The sequence below is a fragment of the Streptomyces sp. NPDC001828 genome (genome assembly GCF_042892175.1).
In the GTDB taxonomy this organism is placed as follows: Bacteria; Actinomycetota; Actinomycetes; order Streptomycetales; family Streptomycetaceae; genus Streptomyces.
Genome location: NZ_JBIATV010000002.1, coordinates 755,038 through 768,240 on the forward strand (window position 1 = coordinate 755,038; position 13,203 = coordinate 768,240).

A 13,203-nucleotide genomic window follows, 5' to 3' on the forward strand; every position below is an offset into this window, starting at 1 on the left:
GCCCGGGTCAAGGATCACGTCGCGGCACCACCACCGGAGCGCCCGTGCGCGGGTGCCTGAGCACGTCCACGGGCTGCCGGTAGACACGGCCGATCAGCTCCTCGGTCAGCACCTCGCGGGGCGGCCCCTCGGCCGCGAGCCGTCCTTCGTGCAGCACGGCGACCCGGTCCGCGTACGCGGCCGCCAGCGCGAGGTCGTGCAGCACCACCACGACGGCGTCCCCGGCGCGGGCGCGCTCGCGGCAGATCCGCAGGACCAGTTCCTGGTGGCGCAGGTCGAGCGCGGCGGTCGGCTCGTCGAGCAGCAGCACCGGGGCGCGCTGGGCGAGCACCCGGGCCAGGGCCACCCGGGCCCGCTCGCCGCCGGACAGCGAGCCGAAGGGCCGCCCCGCGAAGCCGGCGACCTCGGTGGCGGCCATCGCGTCGGCGACCACCGCCTCGTCCTCGTCCTCGCGCACGGTCCCGGCCCAGGGCGCCCGGCCCATCCGCACGACCTCCTCGACCGGGAAGGGGAAGGAGAGCGCGGCCTGCTGCGGCAGTACGGCCCGGCGCAGCGCGAGTTCGGGCGCGGGCCACTCGGCGGGCGTCCGCCCGTCGATCCGTACCGTCCCGGAGGCGGCGGCCACATCGCCCGCGAGCGCGGCGAGCAGCGTGGACTTGCCCGCCCCGTTGGGCCCGACGAGTGCCACGACCTCACCGGTGCGCACCCGGAGCCCGACCCCGTCCAGAACGGGACGGCCACCGAGCGACACCCTCAACTCATCCGCTGCCAGGGCCACTTCACCGATCGTGAGTGGTACGGGGAGCTCGCGCGGGCCGCGTACGGAGAAGAGGGACTTCAGGGCGTTCATGCCCAACCACCTTGCTTGCGCCGGGTCCTGCGCAGGAGCCAGAAGAAGAACGGGCTGCCGAACAGGGCGGTCAGGACGCCCAGCGGCAGTTCGGCGGGGGCGGCCACGGTGCGGGCCGCGAGATCGCCCGCCATCAGGACGACGGCGCCGCCGAGCGCGCTGCCGGGGACCAGGAAGCGGTGCCCGGGGCCGGCCGCCATGCGCAGCAGGTGCGGCACCAGGAGCCCGACGAAGGTGATGATCCCGGCCACCGCCACGGCGGCCGCGGTGAGCAGGGCGACGACGAGCACGAGCGTGACGCGCAGCCGCTCGACGTCGACGCCCAGGTGCCGGGCGGGCCGTTCGCCGAGCGCGAGGAGGTCGAGCCTGCGCGCGTACAGCGGGGCGGCGATCAGGCCCGCCAGCGCGCACGGCAGCACGGCGAGGACCTTGGGCCAGGTCGCCTGGGCGAGGGAGCCCAGCTGCCAGAAGGTGATCTGGGAGATCTGGGCGTTGTCCGCGAAGAAGATGAACAGGCCGATCAGGGCGCCCGCGAAGGCGTTCACCGCGATGCCGGTGAGGATGAGGGTGACGACCTCGGTGCGGCCGCCCGAGCGGGACATGGCGTACACGAGCAGGACCGTGACCAGGCCGGCGGTGAACGCGCAGAACGTGATGGTCCAGTTGCCGAAGAAGCTCAGCCCGAGGGCGATGGAGCCGACCGCGCCGGCCGCGGCGCCCGCCGAGATCCCGATCACGCCGGGCTCGGCGAGCGGATTGCCGAATACGCCCTGCATGAGCGCGCCCGCGCAGCCGAGCGAGGCGCCGACGAGCAGCGCGAGCACGACCCGGGGGAGCCGCACGTTCCACAGCACGCTCTCGCCGACCCGGTCGAGCGCCTGGCCGCCGAGCCCCGCGCGGTGGCGCACCGAGCCGAGCACGTGGCCGAGCGGCAGGTGGTACGCCCCGAGCCCGGCGGACAGGAGGGCGAGCAGGAGCAGCGCGGCGAGCAGAACGGCCGTGAGGACGAAGGGAGTTGAGCGTCGCGGCTTCGACGGTGCCGGTCCGGCCGGGGCCGTCACCTCGGGGGCCTCGGTCGTCGTGGTCACTTCTTCGGCTCCGCGTACAGCTGGTCCACGAGGGACTTGAGGACCTGGTCGGTGCGCGGGCCGTAGTTGAGCAGCACGCCGTCGTCGATGGAGACGACCCTGCGGTCCAGGCCCGCCGGGGTCTCGGCGACGCCCGGCACCTTCAGGAGGCCGTCGACGCCGCCCACGGACGCGAGCCCCTTGCTCATCACCAGGATGGCGTCCGGGGCGGCCTTCGCGAGGGCCTCGCTGGTGATGGCGGTGAAGTCCTTCGACAGGCCGGACTCCTTGCCCGCGTCCACGGCGCCCGCCGCCTCGATGAGGGAGGAGGCGCCGGAGCCGGCCCCGCCGAGCAGATAGACGGACGCCGAGCCGCGCAGATAGAGGAAGGCGACCCGGGGCCGCGTCCCGTTCCTCGCCGCGGTGGTCCGTGCCGCCGCGATGCGCTTGTCGGTACGGGACTTGAGCTCGCCGCCGGCGCCGGGCACGCCGAGGGCGGCGGCCACCGCGTCGATCCTGCGGTCCACGTCGGCGAGGCTCTTCGCGGGCTCGACCACGACCAGGGGTATCCCGGCGGCCCTGATCTGTTCGACCGCCTCGGCCGGTCCCGTCGTGGTGTCGGCGAGTACGAGCGTCGGCTTCAGCGAGAGCACGCTCTCGGCCGAGACGTCATGGGCCCGGGTCACCACCGGGAGCCGCGCGGCCTGTTCGAAGGTGGCCGTGATGTCCCGGGCCACCACCTGCCGGCCGCGCCCGAGCGTGAACACGATCTCGCTGAGGGAGCCGGTGAGCGGCACGATCCGCTCGCCGGACCGCACTTCGACGCTTCTGCCGTCCGCGGACCGCACGGTGACGGGCAGGCGGGGCGCGGGAGCCGAGGCGAGCGGCTCGACCCGGTCGGCGGCGGGGGCCGCCCCGGCGGGCTCGCTCGTGCGCGTACCGCTGCCGCAGCCGGTGAGGGTGAGGGCGAGCGCGGAGAGCAGCGCGCCCGCGAGAAGTCCTGGTCTGCGCACCGGGTGCACCGTCCTTGGCTCGGTCGGGGTCGGCGGCGCACGGGACTTCCGGCGCCGTCCTGTCGGTCGGGGTCGGCGGTGCAGGGGACTTCCGCACCGCCAGGTCGTAGCTTAGGTTAGCCTTACCTAAGTCGCCAGGCCGCGATCGTGAGCCTGCCGTACGGCCCGTCTCCGGGCTGCCCCCTGCCCGCTCCTGGGTCACCCAGGGCCGGGCCCCGCGCCCCCTACCGGAGGGATCCCCATGTCGTCGTCCAGACCCGCCCGGACGCCCGTCCTCGCGCTGCTCGCGGCGGTGCTGGGGGCCGTGCTGGGGGCGCTGCTCCCGGCGGCGTCCGCGCACGCCGGAGGCCCGGCGGACCGGGCGGTGCGGGGCGGCCGGCTCGACTGGGGGATCAAGTCGTCCTTCCAGAGCTACGTCACCGGCCCGGTGGCGCACGGCAGTTGGGCCCTGACGGGCGGCGCCGCCACCGTCGGCGGCAGCCAGTTCCGCTTCCACTCGGCGACCGGCTCCTACGGCCCGGACAGCGGTGACTTCCGGGCCGCGTTCTCCGGCGGCGTCCACTTCACGGGCCATCCGAAACCGGACGGCACCCATGAACTCGACCTCACGGTCGCGCGCCCGTCGGTGCGGATCGAGAACGGCAGGGGCACCCTCTACGCCGACATGACCAGCAAGGCGAAGGGCAGCGGGAAGGTCACCACCAAGTCCCAGGTGCCGCTCGCCGCGCTGGCGCTCGCCGGGATCGGCCTGAAGGGCGGTTCCACCCCCATCGCCCTCCAGAACGTCCCGGCGACGCTGACCTCCCAGGGCGCCGAGGCCTTCGCCGGGTACTACACGGCGGGCACGGCACTCGACCCGGTGAGCCTGTCGGTGGACACCGAGGCGCCGAAGGCCGTCAACTCGCCTTCCCCGAGCGCCAGTTCGGCGACACCCGCCGAGGCGTCGGCCGGCCCGTCCGCCGGCTTCGCCGACGCGGCCGTCGACTGGGGAGTGCGCCGCACGTTCCGCGAGTACGTCGGCGGACCCGTCGCCCAGGGCAGGTGGACGGTGTCGGCCGGGGCCCGGGACGGCGGCGCGCTGTTCCGCTTCCCCGGCGGCAAAGGCACGTACGACGGGCGGGCGGCCACCCTGGACGCGACGTTCGCCGGGGCCGTCCGCTTCACGGGCAAGCAGCTCGACCTCACCCTCGACCGGGTCGCGGTGAAGGTCGCCGACCGCACCGGCACGCTCTCGGCGCAGGGCCGCCCGATCATCACCTTCCCGGCCCGACTCGCCCTGAAGGACGGCCTGGTGAGCATCGCCGAGTCGCCCGCCAAGCTGACCGCCGAGGGGGCCGCGCTGTTCGGCGGCATGTATCCGGCGGGCACCGACATGGACCCGGTCTCGCTCGCCGTCGCCGTCGACCCGAAGGCGAGCCTGCCCGCCCTGCCCGACCTCGGCACCGGCGCGAACACCACACCCTCGGCGGTTCCCTCGCCCGGCCCGTCCGCGCTGGGGGCGGAGCCGACCGCCGAGGCCTCGTCCGGCTCGGGCCCGGGCGCGCTCGTCCCCGTGGCGATCGGCGCGGCCCTGATGGCCGTGGCGGGCGGCGCGTTCGTCCTGGCGCGCAGGCGCCGGACCGCGTCGGCGACCCACGAACCCCCCACCGAAGACTGACCCGCCCCCTTTTCCTTCCCCTCCCCGTGACCGACCAAGGAGACCCGGCCCATGCCCGCAACCCCCTCCTCCCCTTCCCGCACCCACCGTCGTCGACGGTCCTTCGCGCTGGCGGCCGCCGCCACCGCCGCCTCGCTGGGCGCGACCGCCCCGGCCTTCGCGGCGCCCGCGCCCGAAGGGGCCGCTCCCAAGCTGGAGTTGAAGGACGGCACCCTCGACTGGGGCTTCCGCGAGAGCTTCCGCAAGTACATCGCGGCGGCCGGCCGCATCACCGTCGCGGACGGGGCGAAGCAGGCGGCCGCCAACGGGGTGTTCACCTTCACCGGCGGTACGGGCACCTACGACACGGCGACGCACGCGACCGCCAACGCGTTCAAGGGCAGCGTCCGCTTCGAGGCGCACGGCGGCGTTCTGGACATCAGGCTGTCCGACCTGAAGGTCGCCACCGCCGGGACCAAGGGGGCGATCACCGCCGACATCACGACCAAGGACCAGGCGGGCAAGGACCAGGTCAAGGACGACGTCCCGCTCGCCGGCCTCGACCTGTCGAAGGTACGGCCGGGCTCCGGCGCGGGCGGCGCGATGGTGTTCAAGGACATACCGGCCGCCCTCACCAAGGCCGGGGCCGCGGCCTTCAACGGCCAGTACAAGGAGGGCGACCCGCTGGACCCGGCGACCTTGACGGTCACTCCCGTGACCACACCGCCCAAGCCCAAGCCGTCGGACAGGCCGAAGCCCCCGGACAAGCCCGCGCCCTCCGGCAACCCGAAGCCCTCCGGCAACCCCGAGCCGGCCGGCCATCCCAAGCCGCCGACCGCTCCCGCCCCCGAGCAGGCCGGCCAGGGCAGGGTCTCCGACGGGAGGCTCACCTGGGGCCTGAAGGAGTCCTTCCGCCGGTACGTCAACAGCGGCGGCGGCACCAAGGCGGCCGACGGGGCGAAGAAGCAGGGCGACCTCTTCGACTTCTCCCTCGGCAAGGCCGACCTCGACGCCAAGGCCCGCACGCTGGACGCGGCCTTCAAAGGCAGCGTCAACTTCAGTTATGCGGCACACCAGTTGGACATGACGTTCAGCGACCTCAAGGTCAAGGCCACCGGGGACAAGGGCACGCTGACCCTCGACGTCACCACCCCCAAGGGCAAGAGGGACGACATCGCCTTCGCGACGCTCGACCTCTCCCGGGCCGACTACACGGTGAAGAACGACGTGGTGCGCCTCGCCGCCGTACCGGCCGCCTTCACCGCCGAGGGCGCGGCCGCCTTCGCCAACGACACCACGGGCTCGATGTACAAGGCGGGCGAGGCCATCGACCCGCTCGACCTCGCCTTCACGGTGCGGGACGGCGCCGCGCTGCCGCAGGGCTCCGGCACGGTCCCGGTGTCCGACACCACCACGCCGTCCGGCACGGTCGGCTCCTCCGTGGGCGGAACCGCCGCGCTCGCCGCCACCGGCACCGGCGCCCCGGTGGGCGCGCTGCTCGGCGCGGCGGGCGCGGTCGCCGCCGCGGGTGCGGCCCTGCTGTTCGCCGTCCGCCGCCGCAGGGCCTGAGCCCGTAGGCCCCGGGGCCGCACCCCCGAACCGGGGGTGCGGCCCCGGCTGCTGCTTCAATGCGTACGTGAGTGAACAGGACGTACTGATCGACGTGCTCAGGGTCTTCTGCGGCCCCGACGGCGGCCACGGCAACGCGCTCGGAGTGGTGCGCGAGGGCGCGGACGTGCCGGGCGAGGCGGCCCGGCAGGAGCTGGCGCGTCAACTCGGCTTCAGCGAGACCGTGTTCGTGGACGACCCCGAGCGCGGCACCGTCGACATCTACACCCCGGGGCTGCGCCTTCCGTTCGCCGGCCACCCGCTGGTCGGCGCCGCCTGGCTGCTCGACCTGGACGTCCTGGAACTGCCGGTGGGAGACGTACTGGCCCGCCAGGACGGCGAGTTCACCTGGATCACGGCCCGCGCCGAGTGGGCCCCGCCGCGCACCCTGCGCCAGTACGCCTCGGCCGCCGAGGTCGACGCGCTCGCGGTGCCGGAGCCGGGGGAGTGGGTGTACGCCTGGGGGTGGCAGGACGAGGCGGCCGGCCGCGTCCGCGCGAGGGCCTTCCCCGGCCGTGGCGACGGCATCGAGGAGGACGAGGCGACGGGAGCGGCCGCGCTCCTCCTCACCCAGAGCCTGGGCCGAGCCCTGAACATCACCCAGGGAGCCGGCTCCCAACTCCTGACAGCCCCCGGCCCGAACGGCGAGATCGAACTGGGCGGCCGAGTAACCCTGACCCCACCCCAACCCCGCTGAGGGGAGCAACAGCTCTGGTCCACCGCAGCGTGCGCGAGCAACGGACCCCGGGTCACATAGAGGGGCGCGGGGAACTGCGCGAGCAACCACACATGGCCCGCACCCGAAAGCCGAGCGGATCAAGGGGCGCGGGGAACTGCGCAAAAAACCCACGGCGGACCCGCACCAAAACAGCCGCCCCCTCGCGGAGCGCTACGCGCTGAGCGGGAACTCCTCACCCAGCTCCTTGAACACGGCCGTGTTCAAGGCAAACGCCCGCTTGCACTCGTCGACGACCCGCCGCTTCTCCAGGTCATCCACCCCCAGCCCGTCCAACCGCTCGCGGTACCCCCGCTTGAACGCGGCCGGATTGCCGATCCCGTCGAAGACGTAGAACCGCACCCCGTCGCCCTTGCGGGCGAAGCCCCACGTGCGCTCCGCCTTGTCGCGGATGATCTGGCCGCCCGAGAGGTCGCCGAGGTAGCGCGTGTAGTGGTGGGCCACATAGCCCGCCGGCCAGGTCCGGGCGCAGAGGGCGACACGCTCCGTGTACGCGGCCGTCGCGGGCAGCGGGGACGCGGTGCGCCGCCAGTCCGCGCCGCGCAGATGCGCGAGATCCCGCTCCAGCTCGGCCGTCCGCATCAGCTCCGGCTGGATGAACGGCCCCGCGACCGGGTCGACGGCGAGCGCGGAGGCGCCCTCCTCCAGGGCCCGGTACACGAACCAGAGCTGCTCGGTGTAGCGGGCGTAGGCGTCGACGCCCAGCCGGCCGCCGAGCAGGTCCCCCATGAACGTCGAGGTCTCCGCCTCCGTGTGCTGCTCGTGCGAGGCAGTGCGGATGAGCGTGGAGAACGGCGTGGTCGCGCTGGTGGTCAAGGCGGGCCTCCGGGGACCGTGGGGAGCGGGAACCAGCTGGATCGTCTCAGGTTAGGCTTACCTAAGTCAATCGGTTCCCGACGTCCTGTCGGTAAAAATGTACCCGCTGTGCCACGACGAGACACATGATCGAAAAATCCCGGCCCCGGCGGCGGGGCCGGGCCGCGCTGGGCGGACCGGGCGGACCGGGCCCGCCCCGCCGGACGGCTACGGCAGGGTGAGGATCTCCGTGCCGGTCTCCGTGACCACCAGGGTGTGCTCGAACTGGGCGGTCCGCTTGCGGTCCTTGGTGACGACCGTCCAGCCGTCCTCCCACATGTCGTACTCGTGGGTGCCCAGGGTCAGCATCGGCTCGATCGTGAACGTCATGCCCGGCTTGATCACCGTCGTGGCGTGCGGGGCGTCGTAGTGCGGCACGATCAGGCCGGAGTGGAAGGCCGTGCTGATGCCATGGCCCGTGAAGTCCCGTACGACGCCGTAGCCGAAGCGCTTGGCGTACGACTCGATGACGCGGCCGATGATGTTGATCTGCCGGCCGGGCCTGACCGCCTTGATCGCCCGGTTCAGGGACTCACGGGTCCGCTCGACGAGCAGCCTGGACTCCTCGTCGACGTCACCGCAGAAGTACGTGGCGTTGTTGTCGCCGTGCACCCCGCCGATGTACGCGGTGACGTCCAGGTTCACGATGTCGCCGTCCTTCAGGACGGTCGAGTCGGGGATGCCGTGGCAGATGACCTCGTTCACCGAGGAGCACAGCGACTTGGGGAAGCCGCGGTAGCCCAGGGTCGACGGGTAGGCGCCGTGGTCGCACATGAACTCGTGCGCGACCCGGTCGAGCTCGTCCGTCGTCACCCCCGGCGCGATGTGCTTGGCCGCCTCCTCCATCGCCCGCGCCGCGATCCGCCCGGCGGTCCGCATCAGCTCGATGGTTTCGGGGGTCTGCACTTCGGGGCCCGTGTACGGCGTGGGCATGGGCTTCCCGACGTACTCGGGTCGCCGGATGCGACCCGGGACGGAACGGGCCGGAGAGATCTCCCCGGGCACGAGCAGGGACTGCGACTTCGGCTGGCCAGACATGCCGGCGAGTCTATCGAGCGGGTGTGGGGCAGCATGGCCTTGAGGCTCCGGGCCACCGTCACGGGGAACCACCGTCACAGGAAGAGGCACCCATGGCTCTGTTCAAGAAGCGCACCGTCGGCAAACCCGGCGAGTGGTACTACTGCCTGGTCCACCAGAAGGTCGAAGAGGGCCCCGACTGCCCGGCCAAGGACCGCTTCGGTCCCTACGCCAGCCGCGAGGAGGCCGAGCACGCGATGCAGAACGCGCAGGAGCGGAACCTGGAGTGGGAGAACGACCCGAAGTGGCACGACAAGTCCGCCCCGACGGACGGCACCGACTGAGACGCCGCGCGGGCGGACCGGCCGGAGCCCGGGGCGGCACCGGCTACACCGCCGTGGTGGTGGGCTGCTTGGCCGCCCTGCGGCGGGCCGCGTCCTCGTCGGTCGCCGAGTCGTAGGTGATCAGCTTGGGCAGCACCGCGGCGAGCAGCCCCACCGCCGCCACGCAGGCCACCCCGCCCGACCACACCGCCGCCCTGGTCCCGGTCCAGCCGGCCATCGCGCCCGCCCGGACCTGGCCGAGCTGCGGGCCGACGCTGTACGAGAGCACCTCTATGCCGGCCAGACGGCCGCGCAGCTCCTCCGGGATCGTCTGGTTCCAGATCGTCGAGCGGCCGAGCCCGCTCAGCATGTCGCCGGCGCCCGCCACCGCGAGGCAGCCGAGCACCAGCCACACATTGCCGAGCAGTCCCGCCCCGGCCATCGCCGCGCCCCACACGATCGCCCCGATCACCACGAACAGGCCGTGCCGCCGTACCCGTGAGGTCCAGCCGCTGGTGAGGCTGAGCAGCACCGAACCGGCCGAGCCCGCCGCGTACATCAGGCCCAGCGACCAGTCGGCGTGCAGGCTCTCGGCGAGGAACGGGAAGATCGCGTTCGGGAAGGCGAAGAACATCGCGGCCAGGTCGACGGCGTAGGTCCCGAGCAGCACCGGCCGCGACCAGGCGTACCGCGCGCCTTCCGCGATGCCGCGCAGCGAGGGCTTGCGGGCGTCGTGGGCGGGCGGGGCCGGGGTCAGCCGGGCGCACATCACCACCGACACGGTGAACGTGCCGATGGTCGTGGCGTACGCCGTGGCCGTGCCCGCGTACGCCACGACCAGGCCGGCGAGCGAGGGTCCCGCGATCGCGCCGAGCTGCCAGCGCAGGGCGTTGAGCGCGGCGGCCGCGGTCAGCTGGTCGTGCGGGACGATCCGGGCCATCAGGGAGTCGAGCGCCGGGCGCTGGAGGCCGGCGAGCGCCGAGACGCCCGCGGCCACCACGTACAGCGGCCAGAGCAGGGGGTTCGGGAGCAGCGCGTTGACCAGCAGGATCAGTGCGAGGATGCCGAGTCCCGCCTCGGTGGCGAGGATCACCTTGCGGCGGTCGACCGCGTCCGCGAGGGCGCCGCCGTACAGGCCGAACACGACGAGCGGGACCAGTTCCACCGCGCCCATCGCGCCCACCGCGAGCGGTGAGTCGGTCAGCTCCTTGATCTGCAACGGCAGCGCGACCATCGCCATGAAGCTGCCGAAGTTGGTGATCAGGCCCTGTACCCACAGCAGCCGGAAGTCGGCCGAGGCCCGCCAGGGGGCGAGGTCGGGCAGGATCGCGCGGAGTCGGGACACGGGAGGTTGTTCGGGCACGAGCGGCCATGCTCCGGGCCCGGGGCGCGGGACGCAAACGAATTACCGGACGGGCCCGCCGGGTGGGACGCGCGCCCCGGCGGCCCTGCCGGGGGCCGGCACCTCACTGACGGCCCGTCACCAGCGTCCCGGCGGCGGGGCCGTCAGCTGGTCGGCCAGACGGCCGAGGCGGTCGCGGAAGCGGCGCGGCCCGCGCTGCGGGGGCAGGGTGTTCTCGCCCGCCGCGGCGCTGACCAGGTGCTGCACGGTGTCCAGGTCGAGTTCGGCGTCCGGGGCCACGGTCAGCGACTCGTGCACCAGGCCCCGCACTTCACGGTCGCCGCCGTCCAGGGCGAGCACCGTCGCGCCCGCCCGGCGCGCGTCATGGACGCGTTCGAGCAGCCCCTCGGCGGGCCGCTCGGGCGCCACCACGAGCAGGGTCTCGCCGCGCCGCGCCGCCTCCAGGCGGCCGAGCCCGACCGACAGGTGCGGCGGGCCGCCCGGCTCGGTGCGGTGGCGCACCAGGGTGGGGCTCAGCTCGGGAAGCCCCGACCAGGCGGCCTCGTCGGTGAGGTGGGCGGCCAGGTGCCAGGGCTCGTACGACTCGGTGCCGACCAGGAGGAGCCCGCCGCCGTGCGGCACGACCGAGGAGCGGAGGACGCCCGCGAAGCGGCGGGTGGCCCGCAGCCACTCCGTCCCGGCGAGCACTTCCCGCAGCAGTGCGACCCGTACGGCATCCATGCCGGAAGACTGCCGCATCCGGCGCTCCCACGGGCCGGAACGCGGCTTCCTCATCCGAACGAAGCCTTCGGCTACGGCCGAGTAAGGTCGCCCTCATGACTTCCACTGACAACGCTGGGAACGCCGCGAAGCCCGCCGCGAGGGACCCCTGGGAGCTTCCGGACGTCTCGGGTCTCGTCGTCGGCGTGCTCGGCGGCACCGGCGACCAGGGCCGCGGCCTCGCCTACCGGCTCGCCCGGGCCGGCCAGAAGGTGATCATCGGCTCCCGGGCCGCCGAGCGCGCCAGGACCGCTGCCGAGGAGCTCGGGCTCGGCGTCGAGGGCGCCGACAACGCGGAGTGCGCGCGGCGCAGCGACATCGTGATCGTGGCGGTGCCGTGGGACGGCCACGCCAAGACGCTCGAATCGCTGCGCGAGGAGCTGTCGGGCAAGCTCGTCGTCGACTGCGTCAACCCGCTCGGCTTCGACAAGCAGGGCGCGTACGCCCTGAAGCCCGAGGAGGGCAGCGCCGCCCAGCAGGCCGCCGCCCTGCTGCCCGACTCCCGGGTGACCGCGGCCTTCCACCACCTGTCGGCGGTGCTGCTCCAGGACGCCTCCGTCGAGGAGATCGACACGGACGTGATGGTGCTCGGCGAGGCCCGCGCCGACACCGACCTCGTGCAGGCCCTCGCCGGACGCATCCCCGGCATGCGCGGGGTCTTCGCCGGGCGGCTTCGCAACGCCCACCAGGTCGAGTCGCTCGTCGCCAACCTGATCTCGGTCAACCGCCGCTACAAGGCTCACGCCGGGCTGCGCGTCACCGACGTCTGAGCCCGCTTTCCGCCCAGGGGGACGTTCGCTCCGGCGCACCCCCGTGCCCGATGTGCGGGCGGCCGAGGGGCATGGGGGACACTGGACGGGCGGGCGCCGAGCGCCCGTCCGTCCCTTTCGTCCCGCTGGACAGCGGTGCCGAAAAGCAGCCGAAGCGTCCGAAGTACCCGACAGGAGCCGACCTCCATGCCCCGCCTCGCTCTGTACGCCCTCGTCGTCTGTGTCCTCGCCGTCGTCGCGGCCGTGGTCTCCTTCGCCCAGGGCAGCTGGCTCGGAATCATCTGGGTGCTGCTCGTCGGGCTCTCGTCCAACATGTGCTGGTACTACCTGCGCCGGGGCCGCGCCGAGCGGGCGGCCGCTAGCCCCGCGGAGTGATCGAGAGGCTGCCGAGGTCCGGCCAGAACTGGTAGAGGCCGCGGCCGGTCGCCGCGGCCCAGTCCGGCACCCCGAGCCCGCCCAGGATCGCGTAGATCAGCCGGAAGAACTCCTGGTTGACCTCGGGGATCCACAGCAGCCCGAACACCGCGAGCAGGCCGAACGGGGCGAACGGCTCGACCTGGCGCCGGGCCGCGTGCGAGAGCCACGGCTCGATGATCCCGTACCCGTCGAGGCCCGGCACCGGCAGGAAGTTCAGGAGCGCCGCCGACACCTGGAGCAGCGCGAGGAACGCCAGCGCGTAACGGAAGTCGTCGGGCACCCCGTCCAGCGCGTGCAGCCAGAACGGGGCCGTGCACACCACGGCGAACAGCACGTTGGTGAGCGGGCCCGCCGCCGAGATCAGGCTGTGCCGCCAGCGGCCCCGGATCCGGCCGCGCTCGATGAAGACCGCGCCACCGGGCAGGCCGATGCCGCCCATGATCACGAAGACCACCGGCAGCACGATCGACAGCAGCGCGTGCGTGTACTTCAGCGGGTTGAGCGTGAGGTAGCCCTTGGCGCCGACGGTGATGTCCCCGCCGTGCAGCGCGGTGCGGGCGTGCGCGTACTCGTGCAGGCACAGCGACACCACCCATGCCGACGTCACGAACAGGAACACGGCGAGGCCGCGCGAGGCGGCGTAACTCGTCCACACCGCCCACCCGGAGACCGCCATGACGGCGACGATCCCGAGGAAGACCGGGCTGATCCGCCGGTCGTGGTGGCGGGAGGTTGCGGTGGCCATGCGGTCGGCTCCAGTGCTGGTGGGGCGGTCGGGCGGAACGCGCC

Annotated in this window: 14 protein-coding genes; 6 read left to right on the forward strand and 8 right to left on the reverse strand. The window is 73.5% G+C overall.

Annotated elements, in window-relative coordinates:
* Positions 1-7: 7 nt before the first annotated feature.
* From ACFYZA_RS10390 to ACFYZA_RS10400, 3 genes are read right to left on the reverse strand one after another with little or no spacing between them, the layout of a single operon-like run.
* A complete protein-coding gene (locus tag ACFYZA_RS10390; protein ID WP_388489112.1) occupies positions 8-850 on the reverse strand; it encodes a heme ABC transporter ATP-binding protein in 843 nt (280 codons plus the stop codon).
* Complete coding sequence (locus tag ACFYZA_RS10395; RefSeq protein ID WP_388489115.1) at positions 847-1,938, reverse strand: FecCD family ABC transporter permease; 1,092 nt, start codon at positions 1,936-1,938, stop codon at positions 847-849. Before ACFYZA_RS10395 ends, ACFYZA_RS10390 begins: the two co-directional genes overlap by 4 nt.
* Positions 1,935-2,930, reverse strand: coding sequence for a hemin ABC transporter substrate-binding protein (locus ACFYZA_RS10400; protein WP_388489118.1), 996 nt, complete (start codon positions 2,928-2,930; stop codon positions 1,935-1,937). Before ACFYZA_RS10400 ends, ACFYZA_RS10395 begins: the two co-directional genes overlap by 4 nt.
* A 241-nt stretch (positions 2,931-3,171) precedes the next feature.
* Here ACFYZA_RS10400 and ACFYZA_RS10405 point away from each other — a divergent pair, with 241 nt between their 5' ends.
* From ACFYZA_RS10405 to ACFYZA_RS10415, 3 genes are all read left to right on the forward strand, one after another.
* Positions 3,172-4,587, forward strand: a complete 1,416-nt coding sequence (locus tag ACFYZA_RS10405) for an HtaA domain-containing protein (RefSeq protein WP_388489121.1) — start codon at positions 3,172-3,174, stop codon at positions 4,585-4,587.
* Between the two features lie 51 nt (positions 4,588-4,638).
* Positions 4,639-6,135 (forward strand): HtaA domain-containing protein, encoded by a 1,497-nt coding sequence (locus ACFYZA_RS10410; RefSeq protein ID WP_388489124.1) that lies wholly within the window; start codon positions 4,639-4,641, stop codon positions 6,133-6,135.
* A gap of 67 nt (positions 6,136-6,202) precedes the next feature.
* On the forward strand, positions 6,203-6,871 hold the full coding sequence (locus ACFYZA_RS10415; RefSeq protein ID WP_388489127.1) for a PhzF family phenazine biosynthesis protein: 669 nt from the start codon (positions 6,203-6,205) through the stop codon (positions 6,869-6,871).
* Between the two features lie 192 nt (positions 6,872-7,063).
* Here ACFYZA_RS10415 and ACFYZA_RS10420 read toward each other — a convergent pair whose 3' ends face one another.
* Positions 7,064-7,726 (reverse strand): heme oxygenase (biliverdin-producing), encoded by a 663-nt coding sequence (locus tag ACFYZA_RS10420; protein ID WP_388489130.1) that lies wholly within the window; start codon positions 7,724-7,726, stop codon positions 7,064-7,066.
* A gap of 207 nt (positions 7,727-7,933) precedes the next feature.
* Complete coding sequence (map, locus tag ACFYZA_RS10425) at positions 7,934-8,803, reverse strand: type I methionyl aminopeptidase (protein WP_382597903.1); 870 nt, start codon at positions 8,801-8,803, stop codon at positions 7,934-7,936.
* 92 nt (positions 8,804-8,895) lie between these two features.
* On the opposite strand from map, the gene ACFYZA_RS10430 reads away from it, so the two are divergent.
* The gene (locus tag ACFYZA_RS10430; protein ID WP_382597901.1) at positions 8,896-9,126 is read left to right on the forward strand and encodes a hypothetical protein; all 231 of its coding nucleotides are present in this window, start codon (positions 8,896-8,898) and stop codon (positions 9,124-9,126) included.
* Between the two features lie 43 nt (positions 9,127-9,169).
* Here the strand turns inward: ACFYZA_RS10430 and ACFYZA_RS10435 are convergent, their stop codons facing one another.
* Entirely contained in the window at positions 9,170-10,450 is a 1,281-nt protein-coding gene (locus tag ACFYZA_RS10435) for an MFS transporter (protein ID WP_388489134.1), read from the reverse strand.
* A gap of 135 nt (positions 10,451-10,585) precedes the next feature.
* Positions 10,586-11,188, reverse strand: coding sequence for a hypothetical protein (locus ACFYZA_RS10440; RefSeq protein ID WP_382597970.1), 603 nt, complete (start codon positions 11,186-11,188; stop codon positions 10,586-10,588).
* 95 nt (positions 11,189-11,283) lie between these two features.
* Between ACFYZA_RS10440 and npdG the strand changes: the two genes are divergently transcribed.
* Both npdG and ACFYZA_RS10450 read left to right on the forward strand, forming a co-directional pair.
* Positions 11,284-11,997: an NADPH-dependent F420 reductase gene (gene npdG, locus ACFYZA_RS10445; RefSeq protein ID WP_388489137.1), complete on the forward strand. Its 714-nt coding sequence runs from the start codon at positions 11,284-11,286 to the stop codon at positions 11,995-11,997.
* A gap of 186 nt (positions 11,998-12,183) precedes the next feature.
* On the forward strand, positions 12,184-12,372 hold the full coding sequence (locus tag ACFYZA_RS10450) for a hypothetical protein (protein WP_382597894.1): 189 nt from the start codon (positions 12,184-12,186) through the stop codon (positions 12,370-12,372).
* Here the strand turns inward: ACFYZA_RS10450 and ACFYZA_RS10455 are convergent.
* Positions 12,356-13,159 carry a site-2 protease family protein gene (locus tag ACFYZA_RS10455; protein ID WP_382597892.1) on the reverse strand — a complete coding sequence of 268 codons (804 nt, stop codon included), beginning with the start codon at positions 13,157-13,159 and terminating at the stop codon, positions 12,356-12,358. The genes ACFYZA_RS10450 and ACFYZA_RS10455 overlap by 17 nt on opposite strands.
* Positions 13,160-13,203 lie beyond the last annotated feature (44 nt).

What these genes read in the sequence shown, in the direction of transcription:
- ACFYZA_RS10390 (WP_388489112.1), bottom strand. Translation starts at nt 850, where the DNA reads ATGAACGCCCTGAAGTCCCTCTTCTCCGTACGCGGCCCGCGCGAGCTC.
- ACFYZA_RS10405 (WP_388489121.1), top strand. Translation starts at nt 3,172, where the DNA reads ATGTCGTCGTCCAGACCCGCCCGGACGCCCGTCCTCGCGCTGCTCGCG.
- ACFYZA_RS10410 (WP_388489124.1), top strand. Translation starts at nt 4,639, where the DNA reads ATGCCCGCAACCCCCTCCTCCCCTTCCCGCACCCACCGTCGTCGACGG.
- map (WP_382597903.1), bottom strand. Translation starts at nt 8,803, where the DNA reads ATGTCTGGCCAGCCGAAGTCGCAGTCCCTGCTCGTGCCCGGGGAGATC.
- ACFYZA_RS10430 (WP_382597901.1), top strand. Translation starts at nt 8,896, where the DNA reads ATGGCTCTGTTCAAGAAGCGCACCGTCGGCAAACCCGGCGAGTGGTAC.
- ACFYZA_RS10440 (WP_382597970.1), bottom strand. Translation starts at nt 11,188, where the DNA reads ATGGATGCCGTACGGGTCGCACTGCTGCGGGAAGTGCTCGCCGGGACG.
- npdG (WP_388489137.1), top strand. Translation starts at nt 11,284, where the DNA reads ATGACTTCCACTGACAACGCTGGGAACGCCGCGAAGCCCGCCGCGAGG.
- ACFYZA_RS10450 (WP_382597894.1), top strand. Translation starts at nt 12,184, where the DNA reads ATGCCCCGCCTCGCTCTGTACGCCCTCGTCGTCTGTGTCCTCGCCGTC.
- ACFYZA_RS10455 (WP_382597892.1), bottom strand. Translation starts at nt 13,159, where the DNA reads ATGGCCACCGCAACCTCCCGCCACCACGACCGGCGGATCAGCCCGGTC.